We start from the raw sequence: 15633 nt of genomic DNA on the forward strand, positions 1-15633 counted from the left end.
TCCCTTCCTTTTTTCCGACGGTTACTTTTTCTTCTTCTTTTTCTTCTTGGCATTCATGGGAACACGTTGAACGTCCGCCGCTTGATAGGTGTTCAAACCCAAGACCCCGCGCGGCAGGTCGACCACAGCGATTTCGGGGACGATGGAAACGGCGTGATATTTCTTCGCATAGGCCTCCGCCTGCGCCATGGTTCCGGGAACGGCCAAACCATAGGGCATCCAGTCGCTTCCCGTCGGCCAGGCGATGCCCTTGTATTCATAGGCGCCCCGGAAACGATCCAGAGCGGTTACGCCTTGGGCGTTCAATCCCGCCGTTTGGCCTACGCCGTTTTTCACGGTGCCATCCACCGGAATCAAATTCAAACCGTCCAGCTCTCCGTTCATGAAGATCGAGTTTTCAAACCCCGTCAGGTTCCCCTGGACGCTTCCTCGATCCGAAATGGGGATGGATTTGTTTTTCGCCCGTTCCGGATGAAGGGTTCCCGCCTGCCTAGACTCCGTAAAAGGGCCGTCCTCGCTGGGGCCCACCCGGTCCACGAACTCCGCCACCAGGTTGTTTAACACATTCCAGTCATCGATCGGGGGAAAGCTCGTATCGTTGCTGACCGTTGCGTCGCCGGTTCCTTTGCGCTTGGCAACGACGTTCCGTGTCATCATGCAGGGTTCATGGTTCAACACCGAGGTGTTGTTATAGACATTGAAATTGCCGAACCCCTCAATATTCAACCCCCGCTTGGACGCCCAGAAAACATTGTGATGCACCGTCAGTTTTTCTCCGGCCTGATCCAGGCGCACACCGTTGCCTTTTACGTTATGCACCCAGTTATGATGGAACTCGGTCCAGTGCTGCGACAGGTTGGGCATGTATACGCCGGACACATCGCTGTTGTATAACCCCGCATTGCAAATGTTATTGAACGAGATGTCGGGGTTTGCGCTTCCCGAATAGGCCCCATGATCAAAACTGATCCTGATGGCATCGGAACAGTTGTTGAAAAAGGTGTTGCGGGTGACCTTGAACGTCCCCTTGGCGTAGACATGCAACGCCACGCTTTGAAAATTCGCATGGCGATTGTTTTCCGCAAAAACACAGTTTTGAACAATGAGATCCGATCCGCCCAAGCGTAGTGCCGTATTCTGGGCACCGGCAAACAGGCATGCGTCAAACCCAACCCGCGTCCCTTCCACATGAATGGGTTTCGCGATTTGTTGGCCAAGCGGGTTGTTGATGAAAAGCGGTTCTGCGCCAATATAGGTGAAGTGTGCATCCTGAAAGATGATTCTATCATTTGCCGGATGGCCCAACTTGACCGAGGTAGCAAAAAAATCGATACCCTGAATCCTCACGTCGGAAACAACCTCGTCCGAATGGATGGCGTAGTCGGCGGTCTTCACCCAAACCTCCGCCGCGTTGGGTTGCCCGCCTCCGGGGGCATGGAAATAGAGGATGCCGTCCTCGGCAAACCATTCCCCTTCCGCATCGAGCAGGTCCAGCGCACCCGCCAGGAAAAACCTGGCCCTCACATTGGGCTTCGCCTTGCCCTTGCCGATGGCCGCCGGAGAACCTTTCCGCCCATCCTCGCCGGTGAATGCAACGGAATAAAAATCGCGGTCGTCCCAGTGCAAGGTATCGCCATCGAAGGATTCGATGAGCCGGCTGTAGCAGCTGTTTCCTTTTGAGTAGCGCAGGAAACAGTATCCGCCGACCAGGTCGAGATCCTTCATGCCGCCGAATGCATCGGCTTTGAGTTCCCCGGGGCCGGACCCCGGGCCGGACGACGCCCATTTTTTATTTCCGATCCAGTTTTCAGACCACGTCAGATTGGGCCAGCGGGCCCAGCTCATTGGTTGGTTTGCATAAAAGATTTGCTTCGGGTTTGTTCCAACGTTAATCCTGAAGATGTTTCCCTCGTGCTTTTCGAAGGCCCCCTTCAAGGGTTCCGCCCCGCAGAGAACCACCTTGCGCGGGTTTTTCGCCTGAAGGGCAATGCCCGACTTCAGCTTCAGCGTTCCGGTGTAGCAGCCGTCCAATACAACCAGCGTGTCGCCGGCGCGCATCCTATCGACGGCATGCTGCACCATCCGGAATGGCTGCTCTTCCGAGCGGCCCGGGTTTCCGTCGTTCCCTGAAGGTGAAACGAAATAGGTTGCCGCTGAAACTGCGGAACAAACCACGAACAAACTCGGAACCGCAACCAGGATGGGTGTCTTTCCCGCCATCGGATTCTGCCTTACTCGCCCCCCTCGGCGGACACATAGCTTTGAATGGCGTCCATCCCTTCGATCCGCTTGTATTTGCCCCGGGTTTCGCTGGCGATCTTGCTGAACTGGGGATCCTTCGCCGAGCCGCTGCCCGACGGAACAAAGTGGATGACATTGATGGAATATTTGGTTTTCTTCTTGTTGATCCCGCTCTTCAAGGGCGTGGCCGCCTTCGATTTGCTTTGTGTGTTGTCAAACGCCTCAACCATCATTTCCGGGGAATAATTGGCATGGGTGGTGGTGCCGGGCGGAAGGCGCGCACCGGGAATATATGCATTCACCAAGCCGCGCTCGCCTCGCGCAATCACCCGGGGCGGTTGACCCTTTGCGCGGCGGCGATCGTTTTCCTCTTTGAACAGCGCGCGGGCCTTCGCCACGTTTTCCTTGTATTTTTGCTGGTCGGACTCATCCCAGTCCCGCTCCCGGGTTCCGGTTTTATACTTCAACTCGCTTCCCCAGCGGCAGGTGAGGAGGAAGACCACTTCCGCCTGCTGCTGCATGGCCATGAGCGTTGGCCTGGCCCAACCGCCGGGCGTGTTCTTGAGCGGCTCAACCTGGAAATCCCCGCCGACCCGAATGCCGCCCGGCGCCAGCGTCTTCGGGCCGTAGTCATTGTCGCCCATGCCCCGGCTCACGGCATTGAGCGGCTTCAGCCAGGCATCCACCTTGGCGACATTGCCCGGGGTTGCCGGCACCATGTCCGGGAACAGGGTATATTCGCCGCCGCCGTACACGGCGATATTAAACAGGACGGTCGAATTTAATCCGCCCAGAATGCGCACGAGTTCGGATTTAATGATGGTATAGGCCGGAATTCCCCCCATCTTGTCCACCATCATGTAGGCGGAGGAATCCAGGATGATGAAGACCTTCTCGCCCCGGCTCTTGATGCCGAACAATTCCATCTCCGGCATCGAAAAGCCGACGCCGCCGCTGCCTCCCAGGCCATCGCCCGCCGACCCCATACCGCCCTTCACCCCGGTAATTTCCGGCATCTTGATGTCGGGCACCGTCTGGTTCAGTTTGGGCTGCACCACGATCCGTTTGCGCAACTTGGGCTTCTGGGTTTTCTTCTTCTTGATGTTGACCGGGACCTGCAGCTTTTTCACGGGCACCCGGGGCCGGTTCACCTTCTTGGATTCAAATTTTTGTTCCTCTTTCGTGATGACCGTCACCGCCACGAACGAGAGCGCCACGACCAACAGGATGGCGTGGATCCCCAAGCTGATGAGTGCCGCGCTCGATTTGGCGTGTTTAGCGAAATACCTTTTCTTCATTTTCCCCGGCCCACCTTCAATTGGCTTAAAACTCAGTCGTGCCGCATCCTGCGTTGGATAAACCTCCGCGACGCTTGATCATACCGCTAATGTAGCTTGATCCGGAAGCCGTTGACAATCCGCCCCGGCAGTTTTTTCGGCAACTTGATCATCAGGCCATCCGGAGAGCGCTTCCATTGAAGCGGCTCCTTGCTGCCCATTAATTCGATGGATGCAATTTCCTGATCGAGCAATCCGCCCGTGGCCAAGGTCTTGATAACCAGATCCTGCGTCGGCGGAGCCAGCACGAAGGCGTAGAGTATGCCATCCCGGGTGGTGAAGCGGACGTCTTCCTGCGAGAATTCCCGATGGTTTTCACCCTGTCGGCCATCCTTCACCTGCAAGGGGCCTTCGCCGAAGGTTTTCCATGGGCGGGAGCCGTAGATGCCTTCGCCGTTGGTTTTCAGGAAATCGCCGAACGCGTCGAGATAGGCGGCCTGTTTTTCCGGCAAGGTGCCGTCGCCACGCAGGGCAATGTTGAGCATCACGACCCCGTTCTTGCTGATGGCATCAACCCCGTTGGCCACCATCACCGGAATGCTCATTTTATTGACGGACCCCGCACGGTAGAACCAGCCGCCGGAAAGGTCGGTCGCCCACATCCAGGGCACCGTCTTGATTTCCCCGGCACCGCCCCGTTCGAGGTTGTAGGTGAAGGCCTTGCGGTCCAGCTCGGCATTTTTGGTGGAAAAGACGACGGTTTGCCTGCCGTTGTTTTCCTTCAGGTCGCGGTTGATGTATTCCGCAATGAACTGCGGGAATTCCACCTTGGGGTATGAGCCGCAATCATGGTTGAACATATCGGGATCGTATTTCTCGACAATCTCCCAGCAGCGGGCATACCAGTGTTTGTTCCAGCTCTCCTGGTTGGCGTAGTTGTTGGGATCGTAATCCATATTGAAGAGCTTCCACTCCAGCGTGCCCTCTTTTTGGTATTTGCGGGCCGGACGGAACCAACCGGGCGACCAGTAGAGATGGGTGGAGATCCCGAACTTGAGACCGTGCTTGGTTGCCGCGGCCTTCCATTCCTTGAGCGTGTCGCGTTTCGGCCCCATCTTCACCGAATTCCAGGGGTGGAAGGAATCATACATATCGAAGTTGTCGTGGTGGCAGGCCACGGGCATCACAAAACGCGCCCCGTTCCCCTTCACATAGGCCACCAACGCGTCGGGATCCCATTTCTCGCCCTTGAACAGCGGGATCATCTTTTCATAGCCAAACTCCGACGGAGGCCCGTAGCGCTTGGTGTGCCATTCGCAGAGTTCCTTGGCCTGCTTCTTTCCACCGCCGTACATGTTTTTGCCATACCACGATCCATCGTTGGGGCGGTCTTCATCGACCGCCGAAGGAATACCCCAGTGGAACCAGACCCCGAGCTTTCCGTTCTGAAGCCATTCCGGAACCTGATAGTGCGCCGCCAGCGATTCCCACGTCGGCTCGATCTGCGCAGCATGGGCCACGCTGGAAAGCAAGGCTCCGGCACACATGCCGAGCAATCGGTTAACTTGTTTTTTGTAGTTCATTCCGTTTCCTTCACGATGGTTATATGCAATCAACCTGAAAGCTCTCACCACAGAGAGCACGGAGGCGCAGAACAATCATTGCATACTGACCTCTGTGCCTCCGTACTACTATCCGTCAATTTCTTGTTTTCCTGGCAAATTTTTTCACCACCCGCTGCGCTAGAGGACTCTGAGGCACAGAGGGTTAGGATGCTCTGTGTCTCTGAGATCTCTGTGGTAAAAAATCCGTGTCTTCGGTGTTCATCTGTAGCTTCAAATAATTTGGTTGCGGCACCGCTGCTCCAGGGCCTCTGTGGTAAAAAATACAAATCAGTTTAATCTGGTATTCCACGGCCAATGCCCGCCAGAGCATCCGAGGCATCCTCAAATCAAATACTTTACGTGCCCCCGCAATTCCGGGTATCCCAATTATTAGGGATAGCCTCCGTTTATGGATAAAGAAAACGCCCCGCGGAACCTTCCACGAGGCGTTTGCCGGAAACCTGCCAAGCCCTTAGCCAAATCTTCTCTTAAGCCACAAGAACCCGAATCCGGCCAGTCCTACCAGTGTCAGCGCAGCCGGTTCCGGAATGGCTTCCAGCGACACTGAATTAATGATTTTAGTCCGCTCATTATCCTGACCATAGGCGGCAAAACTAAAACTCTTAGTGAAGTCAAATGATGCGATATTGCCGGAACCTTGCTCGGTGCCAGCGATAGAAAGTGTCCAGTCCGCACCACCAATCCCATCGTCTTCAACACGAATAACCACTTCCCGATCGGTTCCTGCACCAATTGCGTCACCGTCTAAAGTGGTCACCGTTGACTCATCCGCAAAGTTGAGGCCAACAGGGACACCGCTCTCGGTAATAAGGTTCACCCCGATACTATATACGGAGGACAGCTCCGCGAACGGGCTGTTATCGTCTACCGCTGACCAGGAACTCGCATCCGCCAACAAACCGAAACCAAAAAGGTTTCTTCCGGCTGTAGCGACACTGTTGCACGTATAGTTAACCGTAAGCTCAACCCCCCCGGCTGACTGGAAAGAATTCGTGGAATACAAAAGGGCCGAGTCACTAAAACTAGTACCCGTGTTGTTGTAGGTAGCATCCCCGTCGTCGCCCCAAGACCCGCCTCCTTGTGTCTGCGCCGCGCCGCCGCCGATCCCGGCATTCGTTCCCAGCCCGTCGCCATCAAAACTGTCCTGATAGACGACATCCGCCTGAGCGGCCGCCGCCAGCAGTAATAAAATGCCCACCGTGTATCGTGCTTTATTCATCATTATCCTTTATTACCATGGGGCGTCGAAACCAGGAATGAACGTCCTCGGATCCATTTCCTGCGTCAGGAATCGGGCAGGCGCATGCCTGCCCGATTTTCAAGAACCGGCCTATTTATTCGCTGAGCTTGAAAAACAGCACAGGCTCGCTACCGATTGCATTAGTAACCGGTGAAGCTGCGTTCGGAATTGCTACGCCCCAGTTCGGAATCACGAGATTGGCGTTGGTCAGCACGTCGTAAGTCGCCGCGCCTTCCCAGGAGAACACCAGGTCGCTGCCTGAGACGCCGAGGGCGATATCCGGAACACCGCCCGGCTTGATGCTAATGCTGAAGTCAACCTGATTCAGGTTCCATCTTTGGGGGTTGGAATCGGGCAGGCCACCAGAAACAGCCGATGTGATATGGAGCGGATTGACCTCGGTCAGGACATTGTTAATGGCATACTGCGTGGCATTAAACCGGGTTGCAAACAAGCCGCCTGCCCCTTCGCCAATGACAACCTGATGGCCGTAACTATTGCCCGACTCCCTATACGTTACACCCGTATAGCGGTTCAGCGATGCTGTGGCGGAGCCCATGCTCGCGGAAACAGTCAAGTTCTGGACAGTGACTGCCAAGGTATCCCCGGCCTGCATCTGTCCGTCTGCAACCGCCCAACCGTTCGCATTGAGGGTTACTGCAACATCATTCGAACCGATGGCGGCCGAACCATTATACTTGTTCACGTCCGCATCAGAACCGGCAAAGGTTGTACTGGCCACGCTGCCATTCCAGGCCTCAACCAGCACGTCGAAGGTCAACGTATCGTTGACAGCATCCCCGTCCACATCTGCGCCGGTATAGGTGACTGAATAGATGTAATCGTTGCCGGAAGCCACACCGGTAACCGTGACGTTGCTGGAGCTACCGTCGACCATCAGCGTGTTGTTCGATGCAACCAACGCCGTGTTGAGTTCCGTAAAGGAAATATTCACCCCTTCAGACTCAACCCAAATCCGCACTATGGCCGGATCGCTGTCGCGCACACCATCGTTGACCGTGAATGTAAAGCTGTCTGCTCCTTCATACCCCGGATCCGGCATATAGGTCAGGTTTGGAGCGGTTCCGCTCAGCATACCGTTGGCCGGTGAGCCAGCCGAATAGGTCAGATTGCTGCCCTCCGGATCGCTACCCGTCAGTGTAACCACAACATTCGACCCATATTCAGTAAAGACCTGCTGCGAATCCGCAGTGGGAACATAGTTGGTCACCATAATCGAAATGGTGGCCGGATCGCTATCGATCAAACCGTCGTTGACCTTGAACGTGAAGTTGTCCGGCCCTTCATAGCCCGCATTGGGGGTGTAGGTCCACATGTTCGATCCGCCATCCAGCGTACCGTAGTCCGGGGTATCCACCACCGCATAGGTCAGGTTGCTCGGACCGTCCGTATTGGTGCCGGTCAGCGTGATCGCCAAGGTGGAGTCGGGGAATACAACCAAACTTTGCGCAATGGCAATCGGCGCCTCGTTCGTCACCGCAATCGAAACGGTAGCCGGCTCACTGTTGCTCATTCCATCATAGAGGGTGAATGTGAAGCTGTCGGTTCCCGTATATCCGGCCGACGGGGTGTAGGTCAGATCCGGGGCCGTGCCCGTCAGCGCACCGATGAGCAACGAAGCATCCACCGCAAAGGTCAGGTTGCTGGGGCCGTCGGCGTCGGTGCCGGTCAGCATGATGCCCAGTACCGTATCGGGCAGCATCTGTAAATTTTGCGCGTCGGCGACAGGAGCGTCATTCGGCGCCACGGCAATCGAAATGGTGGCAGGATCGCTGTCAACCAAACCGTCGTTGACGGTGAAGGTAAAGCTGTCTGCCCCCTGGTAACCGTTCGTCGGGGTGTAGATGACATCCGGCATGGAGCTGATGTCCAGCGTGCCGTTGGTCGGATGGTCAACGATGGCATAGGTTAGACTGCTTCCCTCCGGGTCGCTCCCGGTCAGTGTGATGTCCCATGCAGTGTCGGGATACACCTTGATACTTTGCGGATCTGCGGTGGGAGTCGCATTCCCGAGCGCATTCAGCGAAACCGAATAAATGCCTTTGTTACCTTGATCGTCCTGGCCATACGCAACGAAATGGAAGGTTTTGCTGAAATCAAATACCGGGATATTGCTGGTGCCTTGATCAACACCGTCGATCGACCAGGAGCAATCCGCGCCGCCCAGGCCATCCGGAGAGACATTCATCACAACCACGAAATGGGTAGGTAGGGCGGCAGGCCCAAGAGAACCCGAATCCAGGTTCGTCACGGTTGACCCATCGGTGAAAGCGAGATTTCCATTTTTAGAATTCACGCCCAAACTGTAAACAGACGTATCACCAGAGAACGGATGGTAGCCGCTGTACGTGGTAAAATCCGTATCAGAACTCACCAAACCGAAGGACAGCGCACTCGCTCCACTACTAAGCGTCCAAAAATAATCGACCGTGAGTTCAAATCCATCAGTAGACTGGAAGCCATTGTCCGTATAGCCGATGGCCCGATTCTGAAAATGGGTGCTGCTAGCTGAATACTGCAGGTTTCCGTCATCGTCCCATTTATAGCCCACCCCCCCACGAAGCGATCTGCTGGTCATCCCGCCCCCGCTATTGGTATTCACGGTCAGCGTGTCGTTGTCAAAGTTGTCCTGATAGACCACCGCCGCCTGCGCCGTTCCTGCCAGCAACGTTGCCGCCAGCGCCGTCATCATCCCTAACCATCGCTTCTTCATTAACTACCTCCGTTTAGCGTTCTCGTCCATGTGCACGAACCAACCGGCAAGGCAGACCCCTTTTAACCGATTGTCGAAAACAGATTACCCGTTCCGGCAACCCCGAACATCCCAATTTCTTACGATGCCGAAGCCGCTACTCCTGCCGGATCCTGAGCTGGATAAATTTGGTGGGGTCGTCGGTCCGGTAGCGGTTGGTGACCGATTCATAGCCCTCGACCACCGGGCCGGTGCGGATTTGATCCTGCGCGTTGGTGGCGGCGGGGGACTCCACCAGGTTTGATGAATCGATCAGCAGGTAGGACAACCCCTGCGCTAGATAATCCGTACGCCGGCCATGGATATATTCGAACCAGTTGGTTCCTCCGTCGACCGTGGTTCCAACCGACACCTTCGAACCGGCATCCGAACTGGTGGGGTCCATTCCCAACGCATATTCCGCCAGGTTGTCGTAGCCGTCGTTCTCCACATCGGCGTTGGATGCGGCATCCGCCCCTTCCAAACCGAAACCGAACGCCCATGCGGAATAACTACCGGGGGGCACTGCCGAAACATGGATGCCGAAATCGATATTCCTCACATTCCATCGTTCGGGATTGGCGCTGGCCGCACCGCCCAGCTCGGCCGAGGTGATGGTTAGCGGGTTGCCCTCGGCCAGCAGGCCGCCCAAATCATAGGTTGAGGCATTGAAGCGCGACGCAAACAGGCCGCTTGCGCCTTGCCCCACCACCACCTGATGGCCATACCCATTCCCCGTCTCCTTATAGGAAACGCCGGTGAACGCGGATGGCGAGGCCGTATGCAAGCCACCGCGACTCGTCGAAACACTCAGGTTCAGAAGTGTGAACTCCAACGTCTCCCCGATATTCATCACGCTGTTACCAACGGCCCAACCATTTGCATTAAGGGTCACGGCGGAATCGTTCGTGCCTATGGATGCAGCGCCGCAATGGGCGTTCTTGTCGGTATCCGAATTGATGAAGGTGGTGCCGGCGGCACTGCCCGCCCACCCTTGAACCAGAACGTCGAACGTCAACGTGTCGTTGGTGCCGTCCCCATCATAATCCGCACCGTTGTAGGCCACCGAATAGAGATAGTCGTTGCCGGAGGCGGTCCCCGAAACACTTAGATTGCTTGAGCTCCCCCCGACCTTCAGCGTATTTCCCGACAAGGCGGCATCGAATTCCGTGAAGCTCAGCGTAGGCGGTGTGACCGGCGGAACCACCGCCACCGAGACATCGATGCCGAAGTCGACATTGGCCACCCCCCACCGTGTTGAGCGTGTACCGCCCCCTTCATCCGATGATACATAGAGCGGGCCCGTTCCGACGTCAAGCGGGCCCGACTCCTGATCGGTCGCAAAATAATATGTCGGCAGACCGGTTCCCGAACCCAAAATTGCGATATGGGAATTCGCAGTCGTCGCCGTTTGCTCCAGACGCGCGGACGTAAAACCGGTGAAGGCCGCAACACGGTTTATTTCTCCACTCGTTAAAGACACGACCGGATTTTCCATCCGAAACTCCAGGCTTTCTCCAACGTCTATCCTTAAGTCGCCCACTATAAAGGCCGAATCGACGAAGGAAATGGTTGAGGCCGTCGTGCCGATGGTTGCGGAGCCCGTGGCCGCATCCATGGTTCCGCCGTCCCATCCCTTCACCCGCAGATCGAACGTTAAGGTGTCGTTGGTGGCATCCCCGTCATAATCCGCGCCGGTGTAGGTGACCGAGTAGAGATAGTCGTTGCCGACCGCAACCCCCAAAACGTCCAGGTTGCTTGTGCTGCCCCCTATCATCAGTGTGTTGTTGGTCAACGAAACATTGAGATCCGCAAAGTCCAGCGAGGTCAGCAGATGCTCCGCAACCACCAGGATTTCGAGGGTTCCGGTCGTTGCCAGTCCGGTAGAATCCGCCACCCGGACAACCCAGCTGTTCCCGCCGACATCCATTGCACCCGGCGTTCCGCCGAGCGAACCGTCGGCGGCAAGTTGCAGCCAGGCGGGGCCAATCACTTTGCTGTAGCTGATGGGATCGCCATCCACCTCCGTCGCCCATCCGGCCACCGACCCGTGGTAGGCGCGATCCTGCACCGCATGCCCAACCGACAATGCGCCGGTGCTTAATCTTGGCGCATCGTTGGCCTCCGTCACCGTAATCATAACCATGCCCTTGCGGCTGTCCGACGTGCCGTCGTTGGCCGTGAATGCAAAATAATCCGCCCCGGCATAGTCCGCATCCGGCGTATAGGTCAGGTCGGGTTCGGTTCCGCTCAGGGTTCCGTGCGCGGGCGACGTTGAAATGGAATAGGTCAGCGGGTCGCCATCAATATCCGACCCCGAAAGCGTGATCGCCACAGAACGGTCTTCGATCACCTCATGCCGGCTCGAGTCGGCACGGGGCCGATGATCGTTGATGGTGAACGACCAAACCTGGCCGGTAACGACCGAGTGGTCGGCCAGCACACTGTCGATGCGCCAGTAGTAGGTCTGGTCGTTCGTCCACCCGCCCGGATTGAAGATGTTGTTGGTCTGGCTGCCCATGAAGGCCAGGCTGTTGGAGGCCGTGCCGAGATGGATGGTGTAGGAGACGGAACCCAGCCCACCGAGCCACATTAAATCGCAGTCGTAGAGGGCTTTCGTATTGCCGTCCGATGGAATCGGCACGGAAGCCTGCGGCAGTTGACGACCGGGGATCCAATAGTCGGAAGCCCCATGCTCATAGGCCCCGAGGTCGGGAGCGGCCCCGAGCCAGCCCGCCGTAACGTCGAGGTGCTCGCCGTTCACCAAACACAGGATATTCGTTCCCTGATCCACCAGCTCGACGGCATCCGGCCGGGGACGAAAGTCCCAGTTGTCCGTATCGCGCAGCAGCTCCGCCATGCTGGACGCACTTTTCTGCCCCACATAGTTGAAGGAATTGGTTCCGGGCATCGGGTCGTCGGTAACCATGTCGGCGGCGTTGTTGCGGGTGGTCGTATGGGCGTTCCCGCCCAGGGCGACCCCAACACTCAACTCGGCCTGGATGCCGCCAATCCCTACGTTGTTGTAGACCTCATGGTAATCGCCCTTGAGATAGTAGGCATCCCCCGCTCCGGCAATGCCCTTGATGAAGGTAGCCATGGCAATGTTGCGGTACAGATTCGCCCGGACCCCCAGAACGACGGGCGTATTGTTTCCGTCCCACCGGAAATCCCGCCGGTTGCCGATGAACCAGTTGTAGCGCCCGACGGACTCGGTCACGTGCTCATGCGGGCAATAGATGGACGAGGTATCGCTGCCCTCCATTTTTCCGCAGCCGGTATGGAAATTATATTCGCAGGTCCAGGGCCGGCCTTCGGTGGAATCGTAAAGATGCAGGATGATGCCCTGGGCGCTTCCGGCGGTATCGATCATGTTGCGCCGGTAAACGAAATCCCTCGTGTTCTTCATCGAAAGGGTTCCCTGGGCATGGCCTTCCTCGGTCGAACCGATTTCGTTGTCGCTGAGGTTCACGGTGGCATGGTCGATATGGTAGAAGAGGTTGTTCTCAACCAGCGCATCTTCCAGATAGTTGGCCCACAGCCCACCTCCATCCGCATAGCGGAAGGCGCAGTTGAACACCGTGACATCCTCGCAAAAATCCGTTTCCGTTCCTTCGAAATATGCGGTCTGCGGCACCTGGATGCTGCCCAGCGAGCGCTGCGAACAGACATAGTAGTCGAAGTCGCAGTTACGGATCGTGATGCGGTCGGATGAGGCAAAATGGAAGGTCGTTGCAAAAAAACCGATGCCGTCAATCACGACATCGTGCGTATCGGCACCGCCCGTCACGGCATAGACATTGGTGCCCTTGCCGACAATCTGGCGTCCTGTGGGATCCAACCCATCGTCAGCCCAGAGATACAGCGTTCCGGTGGACTCGTCATAGCCCCACTCCCCGGCCGAGTCCAGCAGGACGCGCTCCGCGTTGTTCACCCCGCCCTCGAAGAAATATTCGTTGGTCGTCTTATATCGTTGAGCCTCCGCATAATTAAAGGTGTTGGAGCCGGCAACATGGTTTTCCACAATGCGGGCCGCCGTGTGATGATTGCCGCAATTGAGTATCGCGATGCAACCGCTTAAGGAAAACCCGAGCGCCGATAGCTCTTCGTCGACCACGGTTCCATTGGACGATCCGGCATCCCACTGGATGCGCGCGCTCCCTTTTGACCAGCACGCATCCGAGAAAACCGGGGCATTCGGATAGCGCGCCAGCGTCATCGGTTCGCCATCCACAAACAGCTGGGCAACATCATTGGCAACCGTGGTCTTGTAGACATTGCCCGCATCCAGCGTCCAGCTGTTGGTGAGGGCAACCGTGCCGTCCAGAACCACGGTTTCTCCCGGATAGGCAACGAGCGAAACGGGGCTGTTGGAGATTCCCGAAACCCCCGACAAATCGACGGTTTGGCCATAGGTGCCCCCGCGGATATAGCAGGTGTCTCCCGCCGACAGCACACCAACCGCATGTTGAATCGTGGCAAACGGGGCCGCCAGCGTTCCGGCGTTGGCATCGCTACCCGTCGTGGAGACGTAGCAATCCCCGGCCACGGAAGCCATCGCCAGCAAACAAACGCTAACCATGCCTTGTGATTTTTTCATATCGCCTCTCTTTGAACCGCGGGAAGAGGGAAACGCTTCCCTGAATCAAAAATAATACGGGATTCAAAACAACTGCCTATCCTCATTATTTGGGATGCAGAACAAGCTTGCGGTGAAGTCGCTGTGGCGTGCGGACACCCCGTCTCCGCTCTTTGCGCACGAAACATAAAAACATCGAGCTTCTTCCTGAGTATCGACGAAGTCTACCTGGGCAGGTAGCTCGGCTACATCAGTTTAGGCTCCTTGAGCTTCATCTTCGGGCGGTCGACCGGTTTGGGTGGAACAAACTTTTCTCCTCCTCCTTCATGACGAGAATAACAGCTCCAGTACCCCGGCCAACGTTAAGGCCGCCGCATGCACCACCAGGCTGATAACAAAGCCGCTTGGGGCACCTTTGACTACGCCCTTCGATTCAGTGTCCGTTTTTCCATCTCGGCCCCCCTTAGCCTATTTGACGTAGCTCTGGATTTCCTCGAGCCCCTTGACCGTCTGATATTGCCCCTTGCAGAGCTGGGTCAGCTGGCTGAAATTACCCGATGAACGTTCGTCGGCTTCGGCATCCACCCGGATGAACTGAACCACGTTGAGCGAAAAATCCATCTTGCTGCTTTTCTTCTTATTCAGCCCACTGGCCGTCAGCGCTTCCCGGGGCCGATACTGATCTTTCATCGCGGCGAAGGCTTCGGCAAAATCGAGCGGCTTGTAATAGTAAAAATCGGGTTCGGGCGGACGTTCCGTGTCAGGGAAATATTCACGTATAATTCCCCATTCCCCACCGGAGATCACTTTCGGAGGCTGTCCGGCGGACTTTCGCTTCACATTCTCCTGCGCCAACTTCTCCCGCCCTTTGGCCACTAATTCCGTCCACTTTTTTCCTGCGGAGGTGGTCTTCTTCCACTCCTGCAGAGGGGGCACTTTTTGGAGCGCCACACGCTGATGACCCCAGGCGTTGCTTAGGATGAACACCGTATCGGCCTGCTGCTGCATGGCCACCATGGTCGCATCGTACCAGACGCGGCCACCACTCCATTCGTCCCCGTAGATCGATCCGCCTTTCTTGAGGGGTTCCGCAAACTTTCCGATGCGGTAATCGCCGCGATTATCGACGCCGCCCGGCCCTAGCGTTTCAATACCGAATTTTCCGGACGTTACCGCATCGCCTGAAGCATTCAAAGGACCTAGCCAGGCTTTGGCCTTGGCCGCATTCCCACGACTGGCCGACATTAATGAAGGAAACAACGTCTGCACCCGTCCGCCGAAAAAGACCCCAATATTAAACAAGGCTGTGGGAGGCAACTCTTCAACAATGCGGAGCATTTCATCCTTGATAAGCGTATACGCTGGAATACCCCCCATTTCATCAATGAGCATGTGATTGCCCGTATCCAGAATCAGGAAAATCTTTTCGCCTTTGCCTTTCACCCCGAAAATCTCAATCTCCGGCATGGAAAAACCGACGCCGCCCCCATCACCAAGACCGCCGCCCACACCGCCGCCCAGGCCGCCCTTTACGCCTGTGATTTCCGGCATTTTGATGTCCGGCATCGTCTGGCTCATCTTCGGCTTCACCACGATGCGTTTGCGCAGCTTTGGTTTTTTGACGCTTTTCTTTTTAGTATTAACCGGGACTTGAAGTTTCTTTAGCTGCATTTTCGGCCGATTGACCGGTTTGGCTTCAAAGGCCTTCTCTTCCTTTTGAACCACCGTCACCGCGACAAATGTCAAGGCGATCACAATCAGCACCGCATGGACCCCCAAACTCACCAGTGCTGCGCTGGACTTCGCGTGTTTTGCAAAAAAGCGTTTTTTCATTCCTGTCTCCTGTAAATTTTACATACTCGCTGGCTGGCCGACCGGTTTTGCCCGTTCAAAAAGATATTCATTATTTCCTTCTTTTT

At 56.3% G+C, this 15633-nt stretch carries 7 protein-coding genes; all 7 read right to left on the bottom strand.

Going from position 1 to position 15633, the window contains the following annotated elements:
* Positions 1 to 21: 21 nt before the first annotated feature.
* The 7 genes from E9954_RS07580 to E9954_RS07610 all read right to left on the bottom strand — a co-directional run bounded on the left by E9954_RS07580 (position 22) and on the right by E9954_RS07610 (position 15547).
* Positions 22 to 2220: a right-handed parallel beta-helix repeat-containing protein gene (locus tag E9954_RS07580; RefSeq protein ID WP_136078600.1), complete on the bottom strand. Its 2199-nt coding sequence runs from the start codon at positions 2218 to 2220 to the stop codon at positions 22 to 24.
* Between the two features lie 11 nt (positions 2221 to 2231).
* A complete protein-coding gene (locus E9954_RS07585; RefSeq protein ID WP_136078601.1) occupies positions 2232 to 3539 on the bottom strand; it encodes a vWA domain-containing protein in 1308 nt (435 codons plus the stop codon).
* Between the two features lie 86 nt (positions 3540 to 3625).
* On the bottom strand, positions 3626 to 5101 hold the full coding sequence (locus E9954_RS07590; RefSeq protein WP_222847092.1) for an alpha-L-fucosidase: 1476 nt from the start codon (positions 5099 to 5101) through the stop codon (positions 3626 to 3628).
* Positions 5102 to 5594: 493 nt separating this feature from the next.
* Positions 5595 to 6365 (bottom strand): PEP-CTERM sorting domain-containing protein, encoded by a 771-nt coding sequence (locus E9954_RS07595; protein ID WP_136078602.1) that lies wholly within the window; start codon positions 6363 to 6365, stop codon positions 5595 to 5597.
* 112 nt (positions 6366 to 6477) lie between these two features.
* A complete protein-coding gene (locus tag E9954_RS07600) occupies positions 6478 to 9117 on the bottom strand; it encodes an Ig-like domain-containing protein (protein WP_136078603.1) in 2640 nt (879 codons plus the stop codon).
* 136 nt (positions 9118 to 9253) lie between these two features.
* Entirely contained in the window at positions 9254 to 13735 is a 4482-nt protein-coding gene (locus E9954_RS07605) for an Ig-like domain-containing protein (protein ID WP_136078604.1), read from the bottom strand.
* Between the two features lie 447 nt (positions 13736 to 14182).
* Positions 14183 to 15547, bottom strand: coding sequence for a vWA domain-containing protein (locus E9954_RS07610; RefSeq protein ID WP_136078605.1), 1365 nt, complete (start codon positions 15545 to 15547; stop codon positions 14183 to 14185).
* Positions 15548 to 15633 lie beyond the last annotated feature (86 nt).

It is taken from the genome of Pontiella desulfatans, assembly GCF_900890425.1.
In the GTDB taxonomy this organism is placed as follows: domain Bacteria; phylum Verrucomicrobiota; class Kiritimatiellia; order Kiritimatiellales; family Pontiellaceae; genus Pontiella; species Pontiella desulfatans.